The following is a 26,739-nucleotide window of genomic DNA, read 5'->3' as shown; positions in this document are numbered from 1 at the left end:
GTCCAGCCGGGCAAGCAAACCGCGCATTTGAACATCGCCGCAGGCCCGCCCCCGATTCGCCCTGAGAGGAACCCAGCTATCTCCCGGCGGCCGGACGTAGACTGACCCACATCAGTGCCTGTGACGCGTGAAGTGGAGACCGGATGCTCTGGAAACTGCTCGTCGAATACCTGAGGCCGCAGCGGCGGCTGTTGCTCGCCGTCGTCGTCTTCCAGCTGGCGGCGTCCATTGCCTCGCTGTACCTGCCCACCTTGAACGCGGACATCATCGATCAGGGCGTGGCGACGGGGGACACGGACTACATCCTGCGCGTCGGCGGCCTGATGCTGGCGGTCACGCTGCTGCAGGTCATCTGCACCGTCGTGGCCGTGTACTTCGGGGCGAAGGCCGCGATGGCGCTGGGCCGGGACGTCCGGGGTGCTATCTTCAGCCGGGTCGCCGCTTTCTCCGAGCAGGAAGTCACCCGGTTCGGCCCGCCCAGCCTCATCACCCGCTCCACCAACGACGTCCAGCAGATCCAGCAGCTGGTCCTGATGTCCGCCACGCTCATGGTTACGGCGCCCATGCTCTGCATCGGCGGGGTGATCATGGCCATCCGGCAGGACCTGCAGCTGTCCTGGCTGATCGCCGTCAGCGTCCCCGTGCTGCTGGCCGCGGTGGGTTCCATCATCTTGCGGATGGTGCCGCTGTTCCGGGTGATGCAGGCCCGGATCGACACCGTCAACCGGGTGCTGCGCGAACAGCTCACCGGCATCCGCGTGGTGCGGGCCTTCGTCCGGGAGGACGTGGAGACGGCCCGCTTTGCCCGCGCCAACGAGGACGTCACGGACACTGCGCTGCGCGCCGGCAGGCTCATGGCTCTCGCGTTCCCCACCGTGATGTTGGTCCTCAACGTCTCCAGCACAGCCGTGATCTGGTTCGGCGCGTTCCGGATCGAGGACGGCTCCATGCAGGTGGGCACCATGATCGCGTTCCTGAGCTACCTGATGCAGATCCTGATGTCCGTAATGATGGCCACGTTCATGGCGATCATGATCCCGCGCGCCGCCGTCTCGGGGGACCGGATCGGCGAGGTCCTCGGGACCGAATCCAGCGTCCGGCCGCCGCTGCGCCCGGTTTCGCGCGCGGCCGGGCGGGCAGCCCGTGGCGAGCTGGAGATGCGCGACGTCGGGTTCGCCTACCCGGGTGCCGAGCAGCCAGTGCTGTCGGACGTGAACTTCACCGCCCGCGCGGGGCAGACGACGGCGATCATCGGCAGCACCGGCTCCGGCAAGACCACCCTGGTGAACCTGATGCCGCGGCTCTTCGACGCGACCTCCGGCTCGGTCCGGATTGATGGCGTGGACGTCCGCGAGCTCCACCCGGACCTGCTGTGGGGGCACATCGGCCTGGTCCCGCAAAAGCCCTATCTGTTCTCCGGCACGGTGCGCAGCAACCTGCTCTACGGCAAACCCGACGCCACCGAGGACGAGCTCTGGCGGGCCCTGAGGATTGCGCAGGCGCAGGATTTTGTGGAGGAGCTGGAGGGCGGACTGGATGCACCGATCTCGCAGGGCGGCACCAACGTCTCCGGCGGCCAGCGGCAGCGGCTCGCGATCGCCCGGGCGCTGGTGAAACAGCCCGAGCTGTACATCTTTGACGACTCCTTCTCCTCGCTGGACACCGCCACGGACGCCCGGCTGCGGCAGGCACTCAAGCAGCACACCGCCGGGGCCACCATGGTGATCATCGCCCAGCGGGTCTCCAGCATTGTGGACGCGGACCAGATCCTGGTGCTCGAACGCGGCAGGATCGTCGCGCAGGGTACGCACGAGGAGCTGCTGGAGGCGTCGGAGACGTACCAGGAGATTGTGAACTCCCAGCTCGCAGCGGAGGAGGCAGCATGAGCCGCACCGACAAGGCGCCGACGCCGGCCACCGCCGCTCCTGCCGCCGGGGCCCCCGGGGCCCCCGCGGCTCCCGCGGCGAAAACCCCCATGCGGATTCCCCGTCCGGCGGGCGGTCCGTTTGCCGGGATGAACATCCCGGCCGAGAAGGCCATGAACTTCGGACCGTCTGCCCGGCGGCTGCTGGGGGAGCTGCGGCCCGAACGGCTGTGGCTGACGCTGGTCCTGGTGCTCGCCGTCGTCGGGGTGACGTTCTCGGTGATCGGGCCCCGGCTGCTGGGCGAAGGCACCAACCTGATCTTCGCCGGCGTCGTGTCCAAGCAGCTGCCGCCCGGGGAGACCCAGGACCAGGTGATCGCCCAAATGCGCGCCGCCGGGCAGACCCAGCAGGCGGACATGCTCAGCGCCATGACGCTGACCCCCGGCGCCGGGATCGACTTCACCGCGCTGGCCACCGTGCTGCTGTGGGCGCTGGTGCTGTACGTGCTGGCATCGGTGTTCGGCTGGATGCAGGCGTACATCCTCAACGGCGTCGTACAGCGCACGGTCTTCCGGCTACGGGAACGGATAGAGGCGAAGATCAACCTGCTGCCGCTGCGCTACTTCGACTCCGTGCAGCGCGGCGAGCTGCTCAGCCGGGTGACCAACGACGTCGACAACATCTCCCAGAGCCTGCAGCAGTCCATCAGCCAGGCCGTGACCTCGGTGCTGACCGTGGCCGGGGTTCTGGTGATGATGGTCCTGCTCTCGCCCACGCTGGCGCTGATTGCGCTGGTGACCATTCCGCTGACGCTGGTGACGACGGCGGTGATCGCCAAGCGCTCCCAGAAGCTGTTCGTGGCGCAGTGGAGGCATACCGGGGAGCTGAACGGGCAGATTGAGGAGACCTACACCGGGCACGCCCTGGTGAAGGTGTTCGGCCGGCAGCGCGAGGTGGAGGAGCGGTTCCGGCAGAAGAACGCGGAGCTGTACCAGGCGAGCTTCGGCGCGCAGTTCATTTCCGGCCTGATCATGCCGGCCATGACGTTCATCGGGAACCTGGTCTACGTGGGGATCGCCGTGGTGGGCGGCCTGCAGGTGGCCTCCGGGGCGATGCAGCTGGGCGATGTGCAGGCGTTCATCCAGTACTCACGGCAGTTCACCCAGCCGCTGGCCCAGTTGGGGTCCATGGCGAACCTGCTGCAGTCCGGCGTGGCCTCGGCCGAGCGGGTGTTCGAGCTGCTGGACACGGACGAGCAGTCGCCCGATCCTTCGCCGTCCGAGGCGCCTACTGGTGGCCGGGGGCGGCTGGTGTTCGAGGACGTGTCCTTCTCCTATTCGCCGGACAAGCCGCTGATTTCCTCCCTCAGCCTGGTGGCGGAGCCGGGGCAGACGGTGGCCATTGTGGGCCCGACGGGTGCGGGCAAGACCACCCTGGTGAACCTAATGATGCGCTTCTACGAGCTCGACGCCGGCCGGATCACGCTGGACGGCGTGGACGTCACCGCGATGACCCGGGATGAGCTGCGCTCGCGGATGGGCATGGTGCTGCAGGACACCTGGCTGTTCGGCGGGACCATCCTGGACAACATCGCCTACGGCCGGCCCGGCGCTTCGGAGGACGAAATCCTGGAGGCCGCGAAGGCGACGTACGTGGACCGGTTCGTCCGGTCCCTACCTGAGGGCTACGACACCGTGCTCGACGACGAAGGCGGCAATGTGTCCGCCGGCGAGAAGCAGCTGCTCACCATCGCCCGGGCGTTCCTGGCCCGGCCGTCCGTGCTGATCCTGGACGAGGCGACTTCGTCCGTGGATACGCGGACCGAGGTGCTGGTGCAGAAGGCCATGAGTGCGCTGAGGAGCGACCGGACTTCGTTTGTCATTGCCCACCGCCTCTCCACCATCCGCGACGCCGACCTCATCCTGGTGATGGAAGCCGGGCAGATCGTGGAGCAGGGGACGCACGCTCAATTGCTGTCTGCGGGCGGGGCATACGCGGCGCTGTACGCGGCGCAGTTCGCTGCTCCGGTGGCGGAGGTTTAGGGAAAACAACAATTCGCCTGTCGGCCTCGAGACGGAGACGTTAGTATCCTTGCGCGCAATCAACTTTACGTAATATCCGCTATCGGTGGCTGCCCCGTAGGAGCTCAGGAGACAGTAAGGTGGCCCGACCAGGTCATCGTCTTGACAATATGGGGATAGTCGGGCGGGACTCAGCGAGTCTTCATTTAGTCCGCAGGTGAGCCCTCCTTTGCGGAAGCCGCGGCGGTTGTTGGAAGTTGAGCGAGGATCCGGTTGGCCATTGCCTCGATGCCGTCTTGGGTGGGTACGGTGAGTCCGGCTTCGTCTGCTTGTAGGGGTTCCAGTGTTTCCAGCTGGGATTGGAGGAGGGAAGGCGGCATGAAGTGTCCGGGGCGTTGGGCCACTCGGTTCTGCAGGACGGGCAGCTCGACGCTGAGTTGAATGAACACGGTTCCGGGTGCTTTGGCCCTGATGGCGTCTCGGTAGGCTCGTTTTAGTGCCGAACACGCCACGATGATCCCCTCCGGGTGGATGGACGCCAGTTCGGCGCCTACAAGTCCAAGCCAAGGCCATCGGTCCTGGTCATCCAGGGGGTTGCCGGCGGCCATTTTCTGCACATTTTCCTGCGGGTGCAGGGAGTCGGAATCGACGAAAGTGGCGCCCGTGCGTTGGGCCAGCGCTGCCCCGACGGTGGATTTTCCTGCTCCTGACACGCCCATTACGACAAGGACGGGTTTCATTACAGCGTCCCTTGGTGCTCGGTCCCTGCGGGAATCGGTGAGAGCCGGGTAACTTCGACAGGTTCCTGAAGGAGGCCGTCGAGCGAGGCATTGAGGCGTTTGACGGCTTCTCCCTCACCGTGGGTGTCGAGCAGTTCTGCGGTTTCCCACTTTTCTATCATGACGATCTGGCCGTTAGGCGCTTCGTGGATGGAGTACAGCAGGCATCCAGGTTCCTGGTGCACTTCGGCGATTGCGGGGGAAAGGGCGGCAGCTACCGCGCTCAAGGCCCCTTCTTTGGGTGTGAAAACGGCGGTAACAATGACGGTCATGGGATTTCCTTAGCTGATGGGGGAGAGAGTGAGGGGTGAGCAGCTGCTGCGTGGGACGAAGTCGGCCTTGACTTCAATCGTTCGGGGGGCTGGAGGGAGCCGGCCCTGCATCCTTCCCAGGACCAGCTCCAGGGAGTGCACCGCGAGCATGTCGATCGGCTGACGGATTACGCTCAATGGCGGGCTGGTCAGTTCCGTCCAGGGATTGTCGTCAAAGACTATGACCGAGAGCTCTGCGGGTATCCGCACGCCGATCTGGACGAGGCGTCGAACGGAGCTCTGAACCTGGGCGGTGTTGGCCACAATGAGCCCGGTCGGACGGTCTGGCAGTGCGAGAAGAGACCCGGCTGCATCGCCCCCGCCGTCTCCCCGAAACGGTACATCCCGGATCAGCTGGGGGTCGACACTTATCGAAAAGTTGTTGTGCGCGCTCTTGTAGCCCTCGATCCTGGACCGACCCGTCGAGGTGCTGACGGGCCCAGAGATGAGGCCAATACGCGTGTGTCCGAGACCGAGCATGTGTTCGGTGGCGCGTCGGGCCGAATCTACGTTTTCGATGCTCACTAGGTCGACGTCCGCGAGTTCGGGAATGCTGCGGTCGACGAAGACTACATTCACACCCAGAGACTGGAGGCGCGCCCACTTTTCAATATTTGATCCGGTGGGCGTGGCAATGACGCCTCCCACGGAACGGTCGAGGAGTGTATCCAGGCTGTCGGCTTCGAGGTGAGGGTCTTCCTGGGTGGTCATCACCATCACTTGCACTCCGTGGCTACGGGCCTCCCAGACGACGCGGTCGGCTAGCTGCGCAAAAAAGGGGTTTGCCAGGTCTGCTACCACCAGGCCAATAGTGGGGGTATGGCCGATGCTGAGTTCACGGGCGGCGGCGCGGGGCCGGTACCCGAGTTCATCGATGACCCTCAACACGGTTTCGCGCTTGGCCGGCGCGACGGGGCCCGAGTCAGGGTTCAGGACCCGGGACACGACAGAGACTGAAACGCCGGCCGCGGACGCGACATCGCGAATAGTTGATGCCTTCTTCACTTCTCCTCCTCGTTGAGGGTCCTGTCTCGGCAGCTGATCACCGCGAGCTGTTCGTCTGCCCTGGGATGCGTGCCTGAGGAACCTTCGATTGTGTTCCGGTGTGACCGTTGACACAGCCTAACACTAAATGGTACAAAAGTGGAACCGGTTCCACTCCGGTCCCAAAAACTCCCGTTGTGACGAAGAAGTTGCTCGCCTCTAAGGTGGCGGCCTCTCCGACGCGATATGTCAACCAGAGAGATCCCCATGAACCTGCACAAACTTCTTAGCGACCGCGAGCAAGAAGGCCGCCCCATCCGCGTTGGCCTCATCGGCGCGGGCCGCTACGGCACCATGTACCTGGCCCAGGCCAACAACATCCCCGGCATCCACGTCGTCGCCATCGCGGACATCAACGTCAAACGCGCGGAAGGCGCCTTCGCACTCGTCGGCTGGCCCACGGACCAGATCGCTCCGGACATCGCCACCGCCCTCAGGGAACGCTCCACGACGATCGTGGCCAACGCGGACGAGCTCTTTGATGTCGACATCGACGTCATCGTGGAAGCCACCGGCAACCCCATCGTCGGTGTGAAACACGCGCTGCGTGCCATTGAAACTAAGAAGCACATTATTATGGTCACCGTCGAAGCCGACGCCCTGGCGGGCCCGGCCCTGTCCAGGCGTGCGGAAGCCGCCGGCGTTGTCTACTCGATGGCGTATGGCGACCAGCCTGCCCTCATCATGGAACTCGTCGACTGGGCCCGCACCAGCGGCTTCGACGTTGTCTGCGCCGGCAAAGGCGCAAAGTACCTTGAGCACTATCACGAAATGAACCCGGACAACGTCTGGGAGAACTGGGAGTTCTCCAAGGAACTCACCGATTCCGGCCAGCTGAACCCCAACATGCACACCTCCTTCCGCGACGGCACCAAGGCCGCCATCGAGATGGCCGCCGTCGCCAACAGCGCCGGGCTGGTGCCCTCTGACAACGGGCTGAGCTTCACACCCGGCGACGTTGAAGAAATCGCCACGATCTGCCGCCCCGCCGACGTCGGGGGAGCCCTCGCCCACGAAGGCAGCGTCGACGTCATGTCCAGCGTCAACCGCGACGGCACCTGGATCCCCCACAACACCCAGGAAGGCGTCTTCGTCGTCGTCAAAGCCACGAACGAATACGTTTCCGGCTGCTTCAACGAATACCCGTGGCACCCGGACCCCACCGGCCAGTACGCAGCCCTGTACCGCCCGTACCACTACGTGGGCCTGGAGCTGAACATGTCCATCGCCAACGCGGTCCTCCGCGGGATCTCCACAGGTTCGCCCGTCGGGTTCTTTGGAGATGTTGTCGCGACCGCGAAGAAGGACCTCAAAGCAGGTGAATTCCTCGACGGCGAAGGCGGGTACACGGTCTGGGGAAAGCTGGTTTCGGCCAGGCACTCCGTCGCAACCGGCGCCCTGCCGGTAGCGCTCGCCCACCACGTGGAACTGCGCAACGACGTCGCTAAGGGCGACATTGTTGGCTGGGACGATGTCATCATTGACGACTCCCTGTCCCAGGCCCTTGAGCTCCGCCGCGAAACCGAAGCGCTCGTCGCGGAATCCGTCTTCACTGCCTGACGCTCTTCGCACACTCATCCGGGCGCGGCAACGAACTTCACGCCTCCGGAACCAGACTCCTTCCAACGAAGAAAGGCATCACATGAATTCCAAGACCCGCGCCCTCACCGGAGTGCTGGCCTGCACCCTGGCCGCCTCGCTCCTCGCCGGCTGCGCCTCTGGAGCGCCCGGCGCGTCCGGCGGCGCACCGGCGAAAATCCAGCTGTCCATCCCGGATCCGCTCACCTCGTCCGTCGGCGTTTCCGCCCAGCACTTCGCCGACGAGGTCAAGAAGACGTCCAACGGATCGGTCATCGTCACGGTGGTTCCGAACGGCACGAGCTTTAGCGGGGACCAGAACGCCGCTGTCACGCGCCTGCAGGGCGGCTCACTCGACGCCCTCATACTCTCGACCTCGGTGTACGCCTCGGTGGTGCCGGAAATGAACGGCATCAGCATTCCCTACCTCTTCAAGGACACCACCGAGGAAGCGGCGTTCCTGGCTGGGAAGCCGGGCCAAGTGTTGAAGGATAAGCTCGCAGCCAAGGATACCGTGGCATTGTCCTTCCTCACCCGGACCGGCCGCGAGATCACCAACTCGGTGCGTCCCATTGAGAAGCCTGCGGATCTGAAGGGACTGAAGATCCGGGTTCCCGGCAATCCGCTCTGGACCGACTACTTCGGGAAGCTCGGTGCAAGCCCCACCACCATGGCCTTCTCCGAGGTCTTCACGGGCCTGCAGACGGGAACGATCAACGGTCAGGAAAACCCGATCGAGGTGCCTTGGACCAATAAGTTCTCCGAGGTGCAGAAGTACGTGTCGCTGACCAACCACATCAACGACGCCTGGGTCCTCGCCCTGTCGTCGAAGAAGTGGGGCGGTCTGTCGGACGCCCAGAAGAAGGCCCTCGCCGACGCCTCGACCGAGACGGCGACGTTCAAGACCGCCTACGACGAAGAGCAGTCCAAGAAGCAGCTGGACGAACTCGCGGGCAAGGGCATGAAGGTCAACGAGCTCAGCGCCACTGGCCTCGAAGAGTTCAAGGCCACCTCCAAGAGCCTTTACCCGCAGTTCTCCGAGCTGATCGGCAAGGAATTCTTCGACGAGGCCGTTGCTTTCACCGCCTCCAAGTAAACCCACCGGGGCCGGGGTGCCAGCGGCGCCCCGGCCCTCCCACCAACATCCCGCTCTCAACGTCGACAGTCTGGAAGAACATGAAACGCACCCTCGCTCCCGAGGATCTCGAGGAGGTCATTCCGTCCGACGCGGAAGAAATCCTGCACCACGGTCACGTCCCGCAAGGCTGGAGCGGCGCCGCGTGGCTCGACAAGGCCCTCGAATGGACCGTGGGCGCGGCGATCCTCGCCGAGCTCGTCGTCATCCTGCTGAACATCGCGGTCCGGGTCATCACCGGTGATTCAGTGCTCTGGACCCAGGAAGTGTCAGAAATTGCACTCCTGACCATTGCCTTCATCGGCGGAGCCATCGCGTACCCCAAGGGTGCCCACATGTCGGTGCAGGCCCTCATCATGCGCCTGCCCGCAACCTGGAAGCCCTACCTGGCCGCCCTGGTCGACTGGCTCGTCTTCGTCATGAGCGCAGGTGCGTTCGCCCTCTTCGTGCCCACCCTGGCCCAGCAGATCGAAGAAAAGACCCCGATCCTGCAGCTGCCCGTCTTCTGGGTTTCGATGCCCTTCTCTATCGGCATGGTGCTCATCGCGTGGTTCGCCCTCGTCAAGCTCCGGCGGCAGGACCGCCGGCCGGTCCTGGCCGCCGCCGGCATCGCCGCGGCGATGGTCGCCGTCGTCGTGCTGGCCCCGCCCCTGTTCTACTACGCATCGCCGAACGTCCTCCTGGGCGTGGTGCTCGCGGTGCTGTTCCTGCTGCTTTTCCTCGGCCTCCCCATCGCCTTTGTCCTGGCCTTGGCTTCGGGAATCTACCTGTACCTCGGCGGCATTTCCGATGTCAGCGCCATTCCGATCGGGATGGCCTCGGGCGCCAAGGGGTTCGTGCTGCTGGCCATCCCGTTCTTCATCCTGGCCGGCACGGTCATGAACTCCGCCGGACTCACCCTGCCGCTGGCCAAGCTCGTCGATGCCCTCATCGGCCACCTGCGCGGCGGTCTGCTGCAGGTGGTCGTGGTCACCATGTACATCTTCTCCGGCATCTCCGGGTCCAAGGTCGCTGACGTCGCGGCCGTCGGCACCACCATGCGCGGCATGCTCGAGGAGCGCAAATACCCGCGCGGCGAGGTGGTCGCGGTCCTGTCGGCATCGGCCATCATGGGCGAAACCATCCCGCCCAGCATTGTGCTGCTGATCCTTGGCTCCATCACGACGATCTCCACAACCACGCTGTTCCTGGCCGGATTAGTTCCCGCGGCGTTCCTTGCGCTGGTCGTCATGGCGCTCGTCTTCTTCCGGGCCCGCAAGCAGGGCGGCGTCGCCAGCCCTAAGGCGACCTGGCGTGCACGCGGTTCAGCATCATTCTTCGCCCTGCCCACCCTCCTCCTGCCCGTGGGCATGGTGGTAGGCATCATGAGCGGCTTCGCAACGCCGACGGAAGTCTCCTCGGTCGCCGTGGCCTACGCCTTCGTGCTGGCCGCCGCATACCGGCGGGGCAGCAAGAAACTCCTCGGCGACACCCTGCGCGAAACGACGACGACGGCGGGCATGGTGCTCTTCATCATCGCCGCGGCGTCGCCGCTGGCCCAGACCCTCGCCCTCGCCGGCGTCTCGCAGCAGATCCACGACCTCATGTCTGGACTCGGCGATTCTCCGCTCCTGTTCATGTTCTTCACGATCATCCTGCTCATCATCATGGGCCAGCTGCTGGAGGGCCTGCCGGCTGTCCTCATCTTTGCCCCGCTGCTGCTGCCGATCGCCACCGACTTCGGCGTCAATCCCGTGCAGTACGCCATGGTGCTCATCATCGCCATGGGCATCGGCTCCTTCGCGCCACCGGCAGGTGTCGGCTTCTACGTCGCCTGCGCAACCGCCCGCGAAACCGTCGAGAAGAGCCTCAAACACTTCTGGCCGTACCTCATCGCCGTGTTCCTCGGACTCCTCGTGCTGGCGGCGGTCCCCTGGTTCAGCACCTTCCTTCCCGCCCTCGCCGGACTGATCCCTTTCTAAGCACATGACAACACCGACAATAAGTGAGAACAAAACGCCTGGTTTCCACGCCTCCGTGGCCCTCATTGGCACGGGACCAATGGGAGCTCCGATCGCCCGAAATATCCTCTCCGGCCAGGTTCCCCTTACTCTCTGGAACCGCACACCAGAAAAAGCCCGTGGGATTGAGGGGGGCACCGTCGTAGCCGCCCCGGCCGCCGCCGCAAGTGAAGTCGTGCTGACTGTATTGCCCGATCTCCCCCAGGTTGCAGCTCTACTCCCCGGTGAAGACGGCCTATTGAAAGGATGGAAAACCGCAGGCATCGAACACCCCGTCCTCGTGATTCACGGAACAGTGTCACCGGTGGCAGTCGCAGAGTTCGCCGATGACTGCCTGCGCAACTGGGGGGTGACAATCGTGGACGCACCCCTTAGCGGCGGAACCATCGGTGCCGAAGAGGGGCGGCTGAGCATCATGGTTGGCGGGCCGCCCGAAGTCGTGGAGCGACTAACCCCTCTCTTCAGGCTATACAGCTCGACAGTCCTCCATTTTGGCAAAACTGGCGCGGGATCAACGGTGAAGGCGTGCAACCAGATCGTCGTCGCCGCCGCGGTAACCGCCCTGGCCGAAGCGATGGCCCTTGCAAGCATTGCCGGACTCGACCTTGAGAAAGTGCAAACTGTTCTGGCGGGCGGTCTTGCCAACTCAGAAGTCCTTCGCCAGAAGGGACGACGCTGGATCGACCAAGACTTCGAAGGTGGCGGGTCAGCGAAAAACCAGCTCAAAGACCTGAACTTCATAGACGAGATCGCCACGGCATGCGGGCTAAACCTGCCGCTCGCTAACACCCTCCGAGACGCCTTCGAACTCATGATCGAGGAGGGCTACGGCGACTTGGACCACACGGGGATATACCGGACCATCCTCCCTTAGTCTGCTACACGTTCCAGTGAAGATCGCTTACTTGGCCCCTTTTCGGACGCCAGCGCGTCATGGATCACCACCGGCTTCGAGGAAAGAACTCATGGACCGGCGTCATCGATTTCGGCGACGTCGGGGCAGGGGACCCGGCTGTCGATCTTGCGGTGGGGTGGCTGATGTTCGACGCCGGCACCCGCCACCGCTTCATGGGCGCCTTCGGCTCCGCAGTAGAAGGCGACACCTGGATGAGGGCGCGTGGTTGGGCCCTCATCCTGTCCACCGCCATGCTGAGCAACTCCGACGATAATCCGCGGATGTTCGCCGTAGGAAAGTTCGGGGTCAGGCAGATTCTGGATGACGGACTTCACCTGCAACTCTGACGCCGGCGTTATTGTCAGTGGCGCCTCATATGCTGTGAGTGTGGAAGGCAAAGCAGCTGCGGAGACGTTGGAGGCCATGGAGGCCTCCCTTGCCAAGTTGTCTGCATTTGCCGGTCGCGGAGCCGGGAACGCGGCCTCGACTGGCGCCGACCCTCTTCGGGACGAAGCGGACGCGTGCCTGGACGGTATGGCTGAGGTCGCCAGCATGGAAGCCAGGCTGGCCGCCCTGAAAGTGCACTTCGCCGCCGGATATGCCCGCGCTGCCGTTGCCATGGCGGCCCCAGCCATTTCCCCGGAGGAGCGCACCGCCCAGGAAATGGCGGTGACAGCAGAGGTGGCCTGTGTCCTGACCGTGAGTGAAAGATCGGCCGCGGCACTCCTGGCGGAGTCAGCCACCCTGACCACCGGTTTGCCCCTGACGCTGTCTGCGCTGCAAGCAGGGAGCATTTCATGGCAACACGCGCGGGTGATCTGTGATGAAACGTCCGGTCTGGACCTCGCCGCGGCGGCTGGTTTGGAGGCTCATTTCCTGGACCCCGAAGCTCCCTTTGCCTCGCGTGGCTGCCCCGCGGGGGAGCTGGTGCCGGGCAGGTTCCGGGCCAAAGCGCGCAAATGGCGTGAGCTGCACCATCCCGTAAGCATCGAAGCCCGCCACCGCAAGGGTGTGGAGGACCGTCGGCTGGAATATGTGCCGGACCGGGACGGCATGGCCTGGCTCTCGGCCTATCTGACTGCGGATGTGGCAGTGGCTGCATGGTCCCGTGCCACGGAAGCGGCCCGTGCCCTGCAGAAGCCGAATGAATCCCGGACCCTGACCCAGCTCCGTGCGGACGTCGCCGCCGACTGGCTGCTGGCGGGGGTGGCGGAAGGAACTCCGTCACCCAAGGCGCAGGTCCTGGTGACCGTGCCGGTGCTGTCTCTTTTGGGCGCCGAGTCGGAACCGGCCACGCTGGACGGGTATGGTCCCGTTCCGCCGAGCATGGCCCGCCGGCTTGTAGGGGATGGCGCCGGATCGTTCCTGCGTGTGCTGACCGATCCGCGCAATGGAGCGCCGCTGGAGATCGGACGGACCAGCTACCGGGTTCCGAAGGCGATGCGCCAATGGTTGCGGCTTCGGGACGGCCGGTGCCCTTTTCCGGGCTGTAACAACCATTCCCTGGATAACGAAGCGGATCATCTGTTGGCTTGGTCCGAGGGAGGCCGCACCGGCGTCACCAACCTGGGCCAGCCATGCCGGCGGCACCACCGGCTCAGACACACCACAGCGTGGAAGCCGGTTGACGCGACCCGGGACCAGCCACCCGGCTGGATCTCACCCGCGGGACGCTCCTATCCCAGCGAACAACAAGACTGGGAACCACCACACTGGCCGCAGCAACTCGGCCACGCGGGTGAAGGCCGGGAGTCGGAACCGCCCGGCTGGCCGGACGTACTTGCCGGACTCGACGTACTTGCCGGCGGCGTCGGACCCGGAGAGACCGTCGGACCCGGAGAGACCGGGCCGCCATTACCCGTGGATCCCTTTCCTGACTGGGCGCTGTTCATCGCGGCGTAGGATCGGCGCGCCACTTTCCCTCCCCGTCCAATTAAAGGTTCGAAGGATGTGCCGGCTATTGGCCTGCACCCCTGCCTCCGACGTGACCCTCCGCCGCGACCCTCCGCCGTGACCCTGAAAGGCCGGATCGGCCTGGACCAGCGCGATTCAGGCCACTGTCCCCACGCCCATCACGGTCCGGGTCAATCTCGACTCACCGGACGGATTCGTCGGGCCTGCCTGCTGCGGCGATCATGGCAGGTATGACGCCGAGAGGACGGGGAAGAAGGCCTTGATGAAAGTTTCTTCATGACCGTTTCATCCCTCCCTCATTGTTGAAGCTCACGCTGGACACACGAACGGCCTGCGCCGGAAGAGCCTGCGTATGGGGAAGAGGGGGCATGGTGGACGGAGCATGGCTGTCTACTGTTCGGGGGCACGGCACGCCTGGAACGCGTCAATCTGCTGCGTTGCACCACTCGCCGATATCTCCTCCGGTCCATGGAATTGATTCCATGGATTGGCCCTCCGCCGTTCCGGCGTCTGCCGACGACGCTACCGGCACGTCCTGGCTGGTTCAGCGGGCTTGGCCAGAGAAGACACCAGGAGAATTTGTACTGGAGGTCCGGACGCCGGGAGTGCCAGGCGTCCGGGGAGCTTACTTGCGTCACGGGCAGTTCGAACTTATCCCGTTGGACGATCCGGGACTTCCCGCCTTGCGGGGGGAAGCGCAGCAGGGGAATTGATTTCGTATTGGCCGTACCACCAGGCCGTCGTCCGGGCCGAGGGCCGCTATATAAAGATCTTCGGGCCCGGGGGCGCCGTCGTACCGGCCGAGCGCTGCGCACAAATGGACGTCCTGCTGGACGCCGGCAACTTCACAACGCCCAGAATCCTTCGTCAGAGTTCCCAGGCGGACGTCATCGCTTTCAGCGCCATTCCGGGACCGACTCTGAACGAGCTGGGCCGGGTGGAAGCGGCCGTCTGCGATGAAGCGTTCGCCAGGGCATGGGAGAAATGGTCGCGCGCCTGGGTCGCGGAACTGAACGGCTCCCATGGTCCAGCAGCACGAGGCGTTCTCGACAGCCTTCCGCTCCGTTCAGCAGAGTGGGAAGCCGCGAAGGTGTGTCGACGGGTGGACGACTGGTTGCAGCACAATGAAAACGTCCCCGAGTTGTCGTCTCAGCGCGCTGTCTTGCGCGCCGCTGTAGAGCAAGTGGCCATGAACCTGATACGGACGGCACCGGATCCGGTGGTATGGGCCCACGGAGACCTCTACGACAAGCAAATCATCGTTCCTGACGGCGACATCGCGCCCGGACTGCTGGACTTCGACAGTACGGCCCGACACGAGGCCGCCCGGGATCTGGCCGGCCTGGACGTCCATCTGGAGCTTCATCTACGAAATAACCGCATGACGCCTGCACGATATCTGACGGCTCACACGCAGGTGCTGGCCGTGGCCGAGGAACTGCGCGTCAGTCCAGCCCGGTTCGAGGCGTACTCGGACGCCATCTGGCTCCGTCTGGCACTTTCTCCGTTACCTGGCCGGTTCTCTCTGGCCATCGGCGTCCTCGCGGAACGGGCCGAAAGGAACTGAGGCCCTCGAAGCGGCCAGCCCGGCGAGCCCCTGGCAGGTTTTGCCGGTTAGGCGCTCACTTAAGTATAAAAGCGACAGAATGATTGCTACTCTGGACTCTGCACCTAGAGAGAGTGAGCAATGATGCTTCTCGAAAGAGACCTCATCCAGTCCGTCGGCTTCCGCAACGTAACGGACGGCGGACGTGTAACAGGCTTTCAGTTCCGGGTCCGGATGCCTTCCTACCGGGGCATGGCGGCGTCCCTCATCGATGGCATCGCCGTTCGCGTGGGCGGCATCGTCGACGTCGGACCTGACGTTCCGCTGTGGACCTTCGGCGGGCGGACCTACACCCTGCAGCAGCTCTGGGAAAGTGAAGGCGTGCGCTGGCCCCTTGAGGAAGCGGCAGTGGTCACCGTTCCCCTCGACGGCGGCCTGCCGCAGGGCGTTCACGAGCTCTCCATCGAGCTGCGGCTGCGGATGTCCTACATACCAGTCGAGCACCAGCCCACCACTCACCGGACCAGCCGCAAGGTGACGCTCGCGCCGGAAGGCGGCGAAGGTACCTTCCGCTACGGCGTTTCCCTCTACAGCTTTATGGGCGATTACGGCACGGTGATGGACCTTGAGACGGCGCTGGCCGCAGTCGCCGACGTGGGCGCCACCGGCGTCGAGATCCTCGGCGAGGGCCACGTTCCCAACTATCCGGAACCGTCCCCGGCCTGGATCGATAACTGGTTCGGCCTGCTGGAGAAGTATTCGCTGGAGCCGACGAACTACGGTTCCTGGATTGACACCCGTCTTTACCCGGGCCGCACCATGACTGTCGCCGAGGGTGCGGAGGCCCTGCAGCGGGACCTGCGGCTTGCCAGCCAATTGGGTTTCGGCTTCGTGCGCCCCAAGATCGGCGTGGTGTCCAGCGATCTGGTCCCAGACCCCATCTGGACCGAATCCGTGGAACGCTCCCTTGATCTGGCCCACGAGCTGGGGATCATCATCTGCCCGGAGATTCATTCGCCGACGCCCATCAGGCACCCCGTCGTCGAGGACTACATCGGCCTCATCGAACGGACCGGAACCAAGAACTTCGGCCTGCTCATCGACACCGGAATCTTCCAGGACCGGCCCATTCCGCTGCGCGCAGGTGAGACACGCGAGACCCGGCCCGCCTTCCTCGACGGCATCGGCGTCGACCCCGCCGACTTCGCCGATATCGCCCAGTATGTGGTGTTCGTCCAGGCGAAGTTCCACGACATCAACGAGCAGCTGGAAGACCAGCAGATTCCCTGGCTGCCCGTGCTCAAGGCCCTCAAGGACTCCGGCTACACCGGTTATCTCTCCAGTGAATACGAAGGCGAACGCACGCCATGGCGTGCCATTGAGCAAGTGCGGCGCCAACACGCCCTGATCCGCCGCATCACCGGCGAACTTACCTGACCCATCCCCTTTTCCCAGTAAAGAGAGACAATGCCAAACGGACTTCTTGACGATGCAAGCCTCCGCACCCATCCCGACGGTCTCGCGCTGGCCTTGACCCTGCCGTGGTACCGGAGTCTGTGGCTCTCCTCGGTCTCCAGCCTGCGGCTCACCGTCGACGGCCAGGATATCCCCGCCGGGAACCTGTCCCTGGAACTGGGTGGTGTCCGCTATGCGCTCCCGGACCTGCCCGCCCAAAGCGAAACTCTCTGGTACCTCCAGGAACATCCCTTGCTTATCGCCACAACGGAGAGCCCTGTTGCCGTGGGCGAGCAGCACACCGTCCGGCTCATCGGTGAGCTGCGCCTGCCGTACATGCAGATTGCTCCCGGCCAGGACGGCGGTCCCGGCATGTACGTTCCCAACTTCGTGGACCAGACGTTGGAGCTGACCGTCACGGACAGGGCTGCGGCGGCACCGGAACTGACGACGGCGGTCACGCCGCCCCCGCCGAAAGCGGAGGATGATCCGTTCTCGCTGGGGCTCACCCTGTACTCGGCAAGCGCCGAATTCCGGGCAGGCTGGTACGACTTCGACGGCCTGCTGAACCGCGTCGCCGAGCTCGGCATCGGCCCCGGGATCGAGATTGTGGCATCGCAGGTCCTGCCTACCTATCCCAACGTGACTGACGACTTCGTGCGCTCGTGGCAGCGCGCCTTCGACAAGCACGGCTTCACCGCCAGCTCCTTCGGCGCCAATCTGGACATGGGACGCCGCCGTGACCGCGACATGACCCCGGACGAGGAGTACGAGTTCACGCAGACACTCTTCCACGGCGCCAAGAAGCTCGGTTTCCCGCTCGTCCGCATCCAGAGCGCTAAGCCGGAGCTGCTTCGCCGGCTGCTGCCGCTCGCCGAGGACCTCGAACTCAAACTTGCCTACGAGATCCATGCACCGCTGGGACCCAACTCGCCCGAGATCATGAAGGTCCGCGACGTCTACGCCGAGCTTGATTCACCGCTGCTGGGCTTCGTGGCTGACTTCTCCTCAACCATGCACAGCATGTCTCCCACGCTCCTGCGCGCGGTTCGCCGTGCCGGGCTGGACGATGAAGCTGTGGAAAGGCTGCAGGCTATCTGGGGCACTGAGGCACCGATGCGGGTGCGGCAGGAGGAGTTCATTGCGTACCTGCGGGGACGCGACTTTGATCCTGCCCGGCTTGGGTCCTTCGCCCACCTTGCGTTCAACATGCACGGCCACGTCAGCCCCAAGGAGTGGGCTGACATCATGCCGCAAATCATGCACGTCCACGCGAAGTTCTACGACATTGATGAGCAGGGCAACGAGCCGGCCATCGACTATCCGGAACTGGTCCGCGTATTCGTCGAAGGCGGCTACCGCGGTTACTGGTCCAGCGAATGGGAAGGCCATGCCTTCGCTGAGCTCGGTGAGGTGGATCCGCTGCTGCTGGTGCGGAAGCAGCATGACCTTATCCGCAAGAGCATGCGGACGGCGCTGGCATCAGCCTGACCTGAAAGACCGACGTCCCATAGCCTCGATGCCCGTCCGTTTAGCCGGCCGGGCATCGAGGCATTTAAGGGGCTTCCTTGGTAGCGGCGGCTGCCACGATGTCGGCAGCCTCTTTGAAGAGGCCCCGCATCCACTCATGCTCGGAGTCGCGGTTGTGCACGGGGTGCCACCACAGGGCATTAACCAGCGGCGTGGCATCGAAGGGCAGCGGCAGGATCCGAATCCCGCCCACGCGCATGGCGAACGGCACCAGGGCCGCCTGGATGAGCGCGATCCGGTTGGTCCCAACCACAAAGTGCGGCAAGGACTGGAAACTTTCAACAACCACGTCCACGCGGGGCTCAACGCCCAGCTGCTGGATCTGCCGTTCCGCCGAGGTTGAGGCTGAGCGCGTCTGATAGGTCATCACCCAGGGAAGTTCAGCGATGTTTTCCATGGTGATTTGCTCGCCGACGGCTTCATTGGACGTGGAGACCACGGCCACCCACCCGTCCCTCCACAGGTCCAGGTAGGGCAGCCCGGTGAGGAATCCGTGGGGAATCACCATGCCGTCCACCGACCGAAGGCGATTGGCTGCATCCTCCACCACCATCGGATTGTGGAGCATAAACCGGAACCGGACACCTGGGGCGCGCTCGGCTGCAAGCTCGGAAACAACCCGGCCAATGGTCGTGAAGCCGTAATCCGAGCCGTAGATGGAGAACTCGCGCTCGGATTCTGTGGGCTCCCAGGTGGCCTGGCTTTCGAAGACGCGGCGTGCGGCCTCCAGTGCGGTGGTGGTGTGCTCCGCGAGCCGGAGGGCGAAGGGGGTGAGCTCGTAAGCATTGCCGCGGCGGGCCAGGATCGGGTCACCGAAGTGGGATCGGAGCCGGGCGAGCGAGGCGCTGAGCGCCGGCTGGCTGAGGTGGAGCCGCTCGGCCGCCCTGGTAACGCTTCGCTCAGTAATGAGGGCATCCAGCGAGATCAGCAGGTTGAGGTCGAGACGGGAAAGCAGGACATGTTTCGTCACGGCGCAGCGATCCTTTGGAAGTGGAACCGTTTCAAGGGAGTTTATCAGCGGGATCAATAACGGAGGCGAAGCCATCAGGGATCTGGATGGACCTTCCGCGGACCCCAGTAAAACTTATGTCCGTCATAGCAAAGACTTATGTGTCTTTTAGGCACATCTCCTGCATACTTGTGAGTGACCGGGGTCACGACACCCGGATTTTGGACAATGAAGTCAGAAAGGCTGGACATGACACAGCACCGTCGCTATTCAGGCCTGAAGGTCGGCGCCCTCGCCGTCCCCACCGTCGCAGCACTCATTCTTACCGGTTGCTCGGCCTCCACCGGCAGCAGCTCCTCTTCGGGTGGTTCCCAGGAATTTTCACTGTCCTTCGCGACATCCAACACCATCGAGAGCCCCTTCCAGGTGTTGGCAGAAAATTACATGAAGTCACACCCGAACGTGAAAATCACCTTCAATCCTCAGCCGAACGACTCCTACGACCAGACCCTGCGCACACAGCTCCAGGCCGGAAACGCCTCAGACGTCGTAGTGACCTCACCCGGCTCCGGCACCGGCCGCAGCATCCTGCCGCTCGTCCAGGCAGGTTTCCTTGAACCGCTTGACGATGCCGCGAAGCAACTGCTCCCCGAGGGAAGCGCCAGTACCTTTGGAACCGACGGCAAGGTGTACGGCCAGGCCACGGAAATTACGATCTCTGCCTTGGTGAGTAATGAGACGGCTGCAACTGCAGCCGGTGGCTTCCCTGCCGACTTTTCCTCCCTCCAGCAGCAGTGCAAGGCTCTGGAGTCCTCCGGTAAATCCCTCTTTGCCCTTGCCGGATCAGCCCCTCCCAACACAGGGCTGATGGCGATGTCCCTGGCAGCCTCGCGCGTCTACGCGGAAGACCCGAAATGGAACGATAAGCGCGCTGCCAAGGAAGCCACCTTCGCCGGCTCGGACGGTTGGAAGTCAGCCCTCGAAGCAGTTAATACCTTGAAGGACGCGGGCTGCTTCCAGAAGGGTGCTGCCGGCGGCGGCTTCGATGCCATCACCAAGGGGCTTGCCAGCGGAACGTCCGTGAGCGGCTTCATCCCGGCTCCAAGCTGGAAGCAGCTGCAGTCCGCCGCTGGGGGCTCCCAGTTCGCCGTACGGCCGTTCCCGGCGGAACAGGGCTCAGGTAATAGCTACGTATTTGCCAGCGCAAACTACGCCTTCTCCATCAACGCGGCCTCCAAGAACAAGGACGCTGCCAAGGCCTTCCTCGACTGGGCCGCCCAGCCTGAGCAGACCAAGGCATTCGCAGAAATCGACGGTGCCCTGCCGGTCAGCGGACTCGACAAGTACGATTTCGACGGCGGCGCCTATAAGAACGTCGGCGGCCTGATGAAGGACGGCAAATACGGCCCCCTGCCCAACATCCAGTGGCCGAATTCCGCCGTCTACGACGCACTGGCCACGGGGGTCCAGGGCATCATCACCGGCCAGAAGAGCCCTGACCAGGTCCTGCAGGCCATGGACGCGGCCTGGGATCAGTAGCAGTTCTTGACCATCAACGTTCCGACGACTCAAAGGGACAAGCAAGGAATACCAATGACTGCGACGATGCAACCGAAAAGCGAAGCAGCTGAAGCACCCCGGCGAGGCAAGCGGACGCCGGGGACGGGTGAGAACACCCGTCCCCGGCGGGGGCCCATGCAGTTCGGACACTGGTGGTGGGCGCTGCCCGGGATCGCCCTGGTGTTTGCCATCCACTACGTGGCAACCGGAATCGGCGGATTCTTCGCCTTTACCAACTGGACGGGCATCGGCTCGTTCAAAATCACGGGCTGGACAAACTTTGAGGCCATCTTCAAGGACCCCACGAAACTCGGAGCCCTCTCCAATACCCTCTTTCTGGCCTTTGGCTCGGTTCTCCTAGGCAACATCGCCGGGTTGGTTATTGCGCTGGGCCTGAACCGCGTCGTCAAGACGCGCTACATCCTCCGGACCCTCTTCTTCATGCCGGTGGTGCTCAGCCCGCTAGCCACGGCCTACATCTGGAAATACATCTTCGACTTCGACGGTCCGCTCAATGCCTTCCTTACGGCAATAGGCGCCGGCGACCAGGCAAAGCCGTGGCTGGCCGACCCGCAGTGGGCCATCTGGACCGTCCTGGTGGTGCTGGTCTGGTCTTCCACCGGCTTTGCCATGGTGATTTTTATGGCCGGCCTGGCCGGTGTCCCCGTGGAAGTGGAGGAGGCGGCGGCCATTGACGGCGCCAATCTGTGGCAGCGGTTCCGCAACGTTACGCTGCCCGCCATCCGCCCCGCCGTCGCCATCGCCACCACGCTGGGAATCGTCCAGGGGCTGCGCGTCTTCGATCCCATCATGGCGCTCACCGGCGGCGGACCGGCCGGAGCGACGGAAACGCTGGCCACGCTGGTCTACAAGCAGGCCTTTGCGCTCGGGAACTTCGGGGGCGGTGCCGCCCTGGCCCTGGTGCTCGCCGCCATCATCCTGATCTTCGCCGTTCTCCAGCAGCGGCTGACGCGTTCGAACCCTGAGGACTAAGCCATGTTCCGCTACACCAAACTCACCCTGCTCCGCGAAGTCGGCCTATGGGCGCTCGCCCTGGTGTTCCTCGCGCCGTTCTACTTCCTGGTGACAACTGCCCTGAAGCCGGACAGCGAGTTGTTCACCACCTCGGCCCTGGCTCCGCCAACAAACCCCGACTTCAGCAACTTTATCGACGTCCTCACCGCCACCGGAAACTCCAACGTGGTGATGGGCCTGGCCAACAGCGCCATCATCACCGCAGGCAGCATCGTGGGGCTGATCGCACTCGGTTCCATCACCGGATATGTCATCTCCCGCAGCACCCGACGCTGGAGCAAGGGCGCGTATTACCTCTTCCTGATCGCCATCATCCTCCCCGGCCAACTCGGCGCCGTCCCTCTCTACATGGGGGCACGGGCCCTTGGACTCACCGGATCCGCTTGGGGCCTGATCATCCTCTACACGGGCATGCTCCTGCCGTTGTCGATCTTCCTCTACGCAAACTTCTTCCGCGGCCTCGGCACGGACTACGAAGAAGCGGCCACCATCGACGGCGCGAGCAAATCCCAGATTTTCTCCAAGGTGGTGTTCCCCATGATGGCCCCAGCCACGGGAACGGTCACCATCTTCGCCGGGCTCATCGTGTGGAACGACTTCTTCACGTCGCTGATCTTCCTGGGCGGCTCCGCCAACCAGACGCTGCCGGTGGCCATGTACTACTACATCGGCTCCCTGGTCTCCCAGTGGAACTCGATCTTCGCGATAGTGATCGTCTCCATGATTCCCATCCTGGCGCTGTTCCTGTTCGCGCAGAAACGGTTCATCCAGGGCTTCTCCGGCGGCCTGAAGGGCTGACCCGCGATGGTTGACAACCGCGCAGCGTTCGAGCGCTTCGTGGAGATCTTCTACACCCAAAAACGGGTGCGTGAAGCCTTCGACTTCCTTGTGGCCGAGGACTACCGGCAGCACAACCCGACCATTCCTGACGGGCCTGAGGCGGCAGTAAGAATGCTGACGCCGAAGTTCGACGGATCGCCAGACTCCCGGTTCGAGGTTCAGCGCATCCTGGTGGACGGTGACCTGGCGTTGGTGCATGTACGCGCTTCAGGTCCCGGGCGTCCCGACGCCGCCGTCACAGACATTTACCGCTTCGAAAACGGCCGGATTGTTGAGCACTGGGACGTGCTTCAGCCGGTTCCCCAGGACCCGGTCCACGACCACCCCATGTTTTAGACCACCATCTCAATTCCCTAGGAGACATCCATGTTCCAACTTTCGCCCAATATCGACCTTTTGTTCGCCGAAGCAGGCGAAAGTGCTGCCGACCGGGTTCGCGCGGCGGCAGCAGCCGGCTTCGACGCCGTCGAAATGTGGGGCCCAACGGGCAAAGACATCCCGGCCCTGAAGCACGCACTCGAGGAAACCGGAGTCCAGCTCACCTCCCAACTGGCGGAACCGCGTATGCAGTTCATGATCCCGCCCCGCAACCACGATGCTTTCTACACCGGGCTGGACGCCGGCGTCGAAGTGGCACAACAGCTCGGCTGCCCCCGGATGGTAGTGGGCAGCGGTACCGGATTCGGCGGGCGCAAGCGGCAGGACCAGCTGGACGAACTGATCGAGATCTTCACCCGAGGCGTCGCGCACATCGAGGGTTCCGGCATCACCCTGGTCCTCGAACCGGTCAACGTCAGGGTTGACCACCCGGGAGCCCTGCTGGACCGGACCTCGGAAGCCGTCTATGTCGCCAAGGGCGTCAACTCGCCCAACTTCGGCGTTCTCTACGACCTCTACCACTCCACGGTCGAGGGCGAGGACGTGGCCGCCGAGCTCGCCAACGCCGGCGACCTCATCAAGTATGTTCAGATCGCCGATGCGCCGGGGCGCGGCGAACCCGGCTCGGGATCCATCGACTGGCACGCCCGGCTCACGGACCTGGGGAACAGCGGGTATGCCGGCCCCATCGGGCTCGAGTACTACCCCACGATCGACTCGGCGAAGTCCGTCCGGCGCATCCAGGAACTGGTGGCGGGATGGTGAGCGGTAACCGGTATCCCGCTGCGGTCGACGTCGCCATCGTCGGCAGCGGCCCCACGGCAGCGGCATACGCACGGATCCTCAGCGAGGAAGCCCCTGGTGCCACCATCGCCATGTTCGAGGTGGGCCCCACGGTCAGCAATCCACCCGGGGCGCACGTCAAGAACATTGAGGATCCTGAACGCCGCAGCCTCGCGCAGCGGGCATCGGAAGGCCCCGGCGCAGGTGCCGAAACCGTGAACTCACCCGGCGCGGTCAAAAGCGGGGAGCGACGGGCCAGGCCCGGAACCTACCTGCTGCAGGACGGCTACGCCTTCCCCGGCGAGGACGGGATGCCCGTCGCCGCCATGTCCAGCAACGTGGGCGGCATGGCCGCCCACTGGACCGCTGCCTGCCCCCGCCCCGGCGGCAAAGAGCGCATTCCGTTCCTGCCGGACCTTGAAGAGCTTCTTGACGACGCCGACCGACTGCTGGGGGTGACCACCCGCGCCTTCGACGGGGCTCCGTTCTCTGACCTCGTCCGGGAACGACTCGCCGCCGCCGTGGACGCGGGCCGTGGCACCGCCTACCGCGTCCAGCCCATGCCTCTTGCTGTACACCGGCGGGAGGACGGCGGCCTGGTCTGGTCAGGTTCCGACGTCGTGATGGGGGATGTGACCCGCGAAAATCCGCAGTTTGAACTCTTTGATGAGTCGCTGGTAACGCGTGTGCTCCTGGAGGATGGCGCTGCGGCCGGCATCGAAGTCCAGGACCGCCGCAGCGGCGACACCCATCAGGTGGCCGCCCGCTACGTTGTGGTGGGTGCGGATGCCCTGCGCACGCCGCAGCTGCTGTGGGCTTCCGGGATCCGGCCCGACGCCCTGGGCCGCTACCTCAACGACCAGGCGCAGGTAGTGTTCGCGAGCCGGCTGCGCGATGTCACCGCTCCGCAGGGCCGGGCAGCCGCCAACGGCGCGCTCAGTGAGCAGAGCGGAGTTGCCTGGGTTCCCTACACGGACGGGGCGCCCTTCCACGGCCAGATCATGCAACTGGATGCCTCACCGGTTCCCTTGGCCGACGATGACCCCGTTGTCCCGGGCTCTATCGTGGGGCTTGGCCTGTTCTGCGCCAAGGATCTGCAGCGCGAGGACCGGGTGGCGTTCGACGACGGTGTCCGCGACTCGTACGGGATGCCCGCCATGCGCATCCACTACCGCCTCACGCGGCGGGATCACGAGGTGCTGGACCGCGCCAAGCAGGAAATTGTCCGCCTGGGCAAGGCGGTGGGTGAGCCGCTCGACGAGCGTCCGTTCGTCATGCCGCCCGGCGCATCGCTTCACTACCAGGGCACAACCAGGATGGGTGCAAGGGACGACGGCCAGAGCGTGTGTTCGCCCGACAGCCAGGTGTGGCAGGTCCCCGGCCTCTTCGTGGCCGGCAACGGCGTCATTCCCACCGCCACGGCATGCAATCCCACGCTGACCGCTGTGGCGCTCGCAGTGCGCGGGGCCCGGATACTCACAGAAAAACTCAACAGCTCTTTACTTATGTCTGAATCAGACAATAGACTGACTAAATAATGAATAAGTGGTGCGATGTCGCTGCTATTTCGTTCAATCACAGGCAAGGCATGCCGCAGACAAGGAGGTCTCGATGATCGCCGACCGCATAATCGAGCAGGGAACACTGATCACCCAGGACGGCCGTACCGCCGTCGAAGTCCGCATCCCCTGGTACCGGGCCCTGCCGGGCTCCTGCATCGCTGGAGCTGCATTGACAGTGGACGGCGTCAGCGCCCCCGAGGGCTCACTGCGCTGGACCATGAACAACCGCACTTTCAGCTTCGAGGAACTCGTGGACGAGACCGGCGAATGGTGGTTCCCGCTGGACTCGGCAGTCCTTTCGGGCGACCTTCCCGTCCCTGACAGCCGGACCGAGCACGAGGTCAGGGTGGACCTGAAGCTCTACATCCCCTACATCATCACCGACCACGGCGTGCTGCACATCGAAGAGCACGACACCAAGACCATGAAGGTGGCACAGCGATGACCAGCCTCGGCACGCCGATCCAGGGCGTCACCCTTTACAGCTTCACCCGGGCCGTCCACGCCCGGCAGTACGACCTCGATGGCCTGATCCGCAAAGTGGCGGCCGAAGGCTTCGGCCCGGGGCTCGAAGTCATCGGATTCTCCAGCCTGCGCGGCTTCCCGGACCGGATCGATGACAACTTCGTTGGCCAGTTCCGTGATCTTGTGGCCGAGGTTGACCTGGTCCCCACCTCCCTCGCAGTCAACGTTGACACCGGTATCCGCCGCGACCGGCTCATGAACCATGACGAGCTTGTCGAATACATGCGCAAGCAGATCGAAGTAGCCGCCAGGCTCGGCTTCCCGATCGCCCGGGTGCAGATCTCACTGACTCCGGACGCCATGGAAAGCCTGCTGCCCGTGGCCGAGAAGTACGGCGTCACCCTGGCCCTCGAAGTCCACGCGGACCAGCACGGCGCCCACGAACGTGTCCTGGCCCTTCGCGACCGCTACGAGAAACTCAATTCCCCCTTGCTCGGCTTCACCGCCGACTGGGGTGCCACCGTTACCGGCTTTGCGCCCTCCCTGCTGGAGGCCTACCGCCGCCGTGGTGCTTCGGAGGAACTTCTCGGACAGGTGGTTGACCTGTGGAATGGGTTCTACGTCGACGGACCGCCAAACACGCAAAAGGTTCACGGTGAACGCTTCGGCGCCTTCATCGGTCTGGCGGCCCGCAATGGCCGGCCTGACCTTGGCATTGACTTCGCCATCAACGGAACAGGGCTTTTCGGTCCTGCACCGCTGGACACCTGGCTGGAGATCATGCCTTGGGTCCGCCACGTGCACGGCAAGTTCTTCGGCATCGACGAGACCGGCGAAGAGCCCTCGGTGCCGGTCCGGAGCCTTGTCCGGCAACTGGTTGAGAACGGCTACTCCGGCGCAATCTCCAGCGAATACGAAGGCTGGCACTGGAACAACTGGCAGGACCCGTTCGACATCATCCGCGGCGAGCAGGCCGTCCAGCGCTCAGCGGCCGCCAACGCCGGTTCGGCCATGATCACAGACGCTTCAGAAGCCCGCCGCATCCTCAACAGCCATCTCGCCCAGCCCGTCCGCGGCTGACAACGAAGGAACCA

General features: G+C 64.3%; 23 protein-coding genes. 19 read left to right on the top strand and 4 right to left on the bottom strand.

The window, feature by feature from the left end; translation table 11 throughout:
• Window positions 1-143: 143 nt before the first annotated feature.
• Together Y706_RS0105745 and Y706_RS0105740 are read left to right on the top strand one after the other, a co-directional pair.
• Window positions 144-1,886, top strand: coding sequence for an ABC transporter ATP-binding protein (locus Y706_RS0105745; RefSeq protein ID WP_028275836.1), 1,743 nt, complete (start codon window positions 144-146; stop codon window positions 1,884-1,886).
• Window positions 1,883-3,907: an ABC transporter ATP-binding protein gene (locus tag Y706_RS0105740; protein WP_028275835.1), complete on the top strand. Its 2,025-nt coding sequence runs from the start codon at window positions 1,883-1,885 to the stop codon at window positions 3,905-3,907. The genes Y706_RS0105745 and Y706_RS0105740 overlap by 4 nt, the downstream gene beginning before the upstream one ends.
• Before the next feature lie 185 nt (window positions 3,908-4,092).
• Here the strand turns inward: Y706_RS0105740 and Y706_RS23845 are convergent, their stop codons facing one another.
• From Y706_RS23845 to Y706_RS0105725, 3 genes are read right to left on the bottom strand one after another with little or no spacing between them, the layout of a single operon-like run.
• Window positions 4,093-4,626 (bottom strand): gluconokinase, encoded by a 534-nt coding sequence (locus Y706_RS23845; protein ID WP_043435001.1) that lies wholly within the window; start codon window positions 4,624-4,626, stop codon window positions 4,093-4,095.
• Complete coding sequence (locus Y706_RS0105730) at window positions 4,626-4,937, bottom strand: putative quinol monooxygenase (RefSeq protein WP_028275834.1); 312 nt, start codon at window positions 4,935-4,937, stop codon at window positions 4,626-4,628. Before Y706_RS0105730 ends, Y706_RS23845 begins: the two co-directional genes overlap by 1 nt.
• A gap of 9 nt (window positions 4,938-4,946) precedes the next feature.
• A complete protein-coding gene (locus tag Y706_RS0105725) occupies window positions 4,947-5,981 on the bottom strand; it encodes a LacI family DNA-binding transcriptional regulator (protein ID WP_043434998.1) in 1,035 nt (344 codons plus the stop codon).
• Window positions 5,982-6,227: 246 nt separating this feature from the next.
• Between Y706_RS0105725 and Y706_RS0105720 the strand changes: the two genes are divergently transcribed.
• The 9 genes from Y706_RS0105720 (at window position 6,228) to Y706_RS0105680 (ending at window position 18,034) form a co-directional block, all read left to right on the top strand.
• Complete coding sequence (locus Y706_RS0105720) at window positions 6,228-7,580, top strand: NAD(P)H-dependent oxidoreductase (RefSeq protein WP_028275832.1); 1,353 nt, start codon at window positions 6,228-6,230, stop codon at window positions 7,578-7,580.
• Between the two features lie 82 nt (window positions 7,581-7,662).
• Window positions 7,663-8,694 (top strand): DctP family TRAP transporter solute-binding subunit, encoded by a 1,032-nt coding sequence (locus Y706_RS0105715; RefSeq protein ID WP_028275831.1) that lies wholly within the window; start codon window positions 7,663-7,665, stop codon window positions 8,692-8,694.
• Between the two features lie 80 nt (window positions 8,695-8,774).
• The gene (locus tag Y706_RS0105710) at window positions 8,775-10,694 is read left to right on the top strand and encodes a TRAP transporter large permease (RefSeq protein ID WP_028275830.1); all 1,920 of its coding nucleotides are present in this window, start codon (window positions 8,775-8,777) and stop codon (window positions 10,692-10,694) included.
• A gap of 4 nt (window positions 10,695-10,698) precedes the next feature.
• Complete coding sequence (locus tag Y706_RS0105705) at window positions 10,699-11,607, top strand: NAD(P)-dependent oxidoreductase (RefSeq protein ID WP_043434995.1); 909 nt, start codon at window positions 10,699-10,701, stop codon at window positions 11,605-11,607.
• A 59-nt stretch (window positions 11,608-11,666) separates the two neighbouring features.
• Window positions 11,667-11,975 carry a phosphotransferase gene (locus Y706_RS0105700; protein WP_028275828.1) on the top strand — a complete coding sequence of 103 codons (309 nt, stop codon included), beginning with the start codon at window positions 11,667-11,669 and terminating at the stop codon, window positions 11,973-11,975.
• 76 nt (window positions 11,976-12,051) lie between these two features.
• Window positions 12,052-13,530: an HNH endonuclease signature motif containing protein gene (locus Y706_RS0105695; protein WP_043435026.1), complete on the top strand. Its 1,479-nt coding sequence runs from the start codon at window positions 12,052-12,054 to the stop codon at window positions 13,528-13,530.
• Between the two features lie 829 nt (window positions 13,531-14,359).
• Window positions 14,360-15,109 (top strand): hypothetical protein, encoded by a 750-nt coding sequence (locus Y706_RS0105690; protein WP_253906700.1) that lies wholly within the window; start codon window positions 14,360-14,362, stop codon window positions 15,107-15,109.
• A 123-nt stretch (window positions 15,110-15,232) separates the two neighbouring features.
• Window positions 15,233-16,525, top strand: a complete 1,293-nt coding sequence (locus tag Y706_RS0105685) for a C-glycoside deglycosidase beta subunit domain-containing protein (RefSeq protein ID WP_043435023.1) — start codon at window positions 15,233-15,235, stop codon at window positions 16,523-16,525.
• Between the two features lie 30 nt (window positions 16,526-16,555).
• Window positions 16,556-18,034 carry a sugar phosphate isomerase/epimerase family protein gene (locus tag Y706_RS0105680; protein ID WP_028275824.1) on the top strand — a complete coding sequence of 493 codons (1,479 nt, stop codon included), beginning with the start codon at window positions 16,556-16,558 and terminating at the stop codon, window positions 18,032-18,034.
• Between the two features lie 64 nt (window positions 18,035-18,098).
• Here Y706_RS0105680 and Y706_RS0105675 read toward each other — a convergent pair whose 3' ends face one another.
• On the bottom strand, window positions 18,099-19,043 hold the full coding sequence (locus Y706_RS0105675; protein ID WP_028275823.1) for a LysR family transcriptional regulator: 945 nt from the start codon (window positions 19,041-19,043) through the stop codon (window positions 18,099-18,101).
• A 228-nt stretch (window positions 19,044-19,271) separates the two neighbouring features.
• Between Y706_RS0105675 and Y706_RS0105670 the strand changes: the two genes are divergently transcribed.
• The 8 genes from Y706_RS0105670 (at window position 19,272) to Y706_RS0105635 (ending at window position 26,725) form a co-directional block, all read left to right on the top strand.
• Complete coding sequence (locus tag Y706_RS0105670; protein ID WP_028275822.1) at window positions 19,272-20,561, top strand: ABC transporter substrate-binding protein; 1,290 nt, start codon at window positions 19,272-19,274, stop codon at window positions 20,559-20,561.
• A 156-nt stretch (window positions 20,562-20,717) separates the two neighbouring features.
• The gene (locus Y706_RS0105665) at window positions 20,718-21,575 is read left to right on the top strand and encodes a carbohydrate ABC transporter permease (protein WP_243180780.1); all 858 of its coding nucleotides are present in this window, start codon (window positions 20,718-20,720) and stop codon (window positions 21,573-21,575) included.
• Between the two features lie 3 nt (window positions 21,576-21,578).
• Window positions 21,579-22,415: a carbohydrate ABC transporter permease gene (locus Y706_RS0105660; RefSeq protein ID WP_028275820.1), complete on the top strand. Its 837-nt coding sequence runs from the start codon at window positions 21,579-21,581 to the stop codon at window positions 22,413-22,415.
• Window positions 22,416-22,421: 6 nt separating this feature from the next.
• A complete protein-coding gene (locus tag Y706_RS23840; RefSeq protein ID WP_043434991.1) occupies window positions 22,422-22,793 on the top strand; it encodes a nuclear transport factor 2 family protein in 372 nt (123 codons plus the stop codon).
• A gap of 30 nt (window positions 22,794-22,823) precedes the next feature.
• Complete coding sequence (locus Y706_RS0105650) at window positions 22,824-23,600, top strand: TIM barrel protein (RefSeq protein WP_028275819.1); 777 nt, start codon at window positions 22,824-22,826, stop codon at window positions 23,598-23,600.
• Window positions 23,594-25,156 carry a GMC oxidoreductase gene (locus Y706_RS0105645; protein WP_043434989.1) on the top strand — a complete coding sequence of 521 codons (1,563 nt, stop codon included), beginning with the start codon at window positions 23,594-23,596 and terminating at the stop codon, window positions 25,154-25,156. Before Y706_RS0105650 ends, Y706_RS0105645 begins: the two co-directional genes overlap by 7 nt.
• Before the next feature lie 73 nt (window positions 25,157-25,229).
• Window positions 25,230-25,625, top strand: a complete 396-nt coding sequence (locus Y706_RS0105640) for a C-glycoside deglycosidase beta subunit domain-containing protein (RefSeq protein WP_028275817.1) — start codon at window positions 25,230-25,232, stop codon at window positions 25,623-25,625.
• Window positions 25,622-26,725 carry a sugar phosphate isomerase/epimerase family protein gene (locus Y706_RS0105635; protein WP_028275816.1) on the top strand — a complete coding sequence of 368 codons (1,104 nt, stop codon included), beginning with the start codon at window positions 25,622-25,624 and terminating at the stop codon, window positions 26,723-26,725. The genes Y706_RS0105640 and Y706_RS0105635 overlap by 4 nt, the downstream gene beginning before the upstream one ends.
• The last annotated feature ends 14 nt before the right edge of the window (window positions 26,726-26,739 follow it).

Source organism: Arthrobacter sp. I3, from assembly GCF_000520575.1.
Lineage (GTDB): Bacteria > Actinomycetota > Actinomycetes > Actinomycetales > Micrococcaceae > Arthrobacter > Arthrobacter humicola_A.
This window is presented reverse-complemented; position numbering and strand designations above follow the sequence as displayed.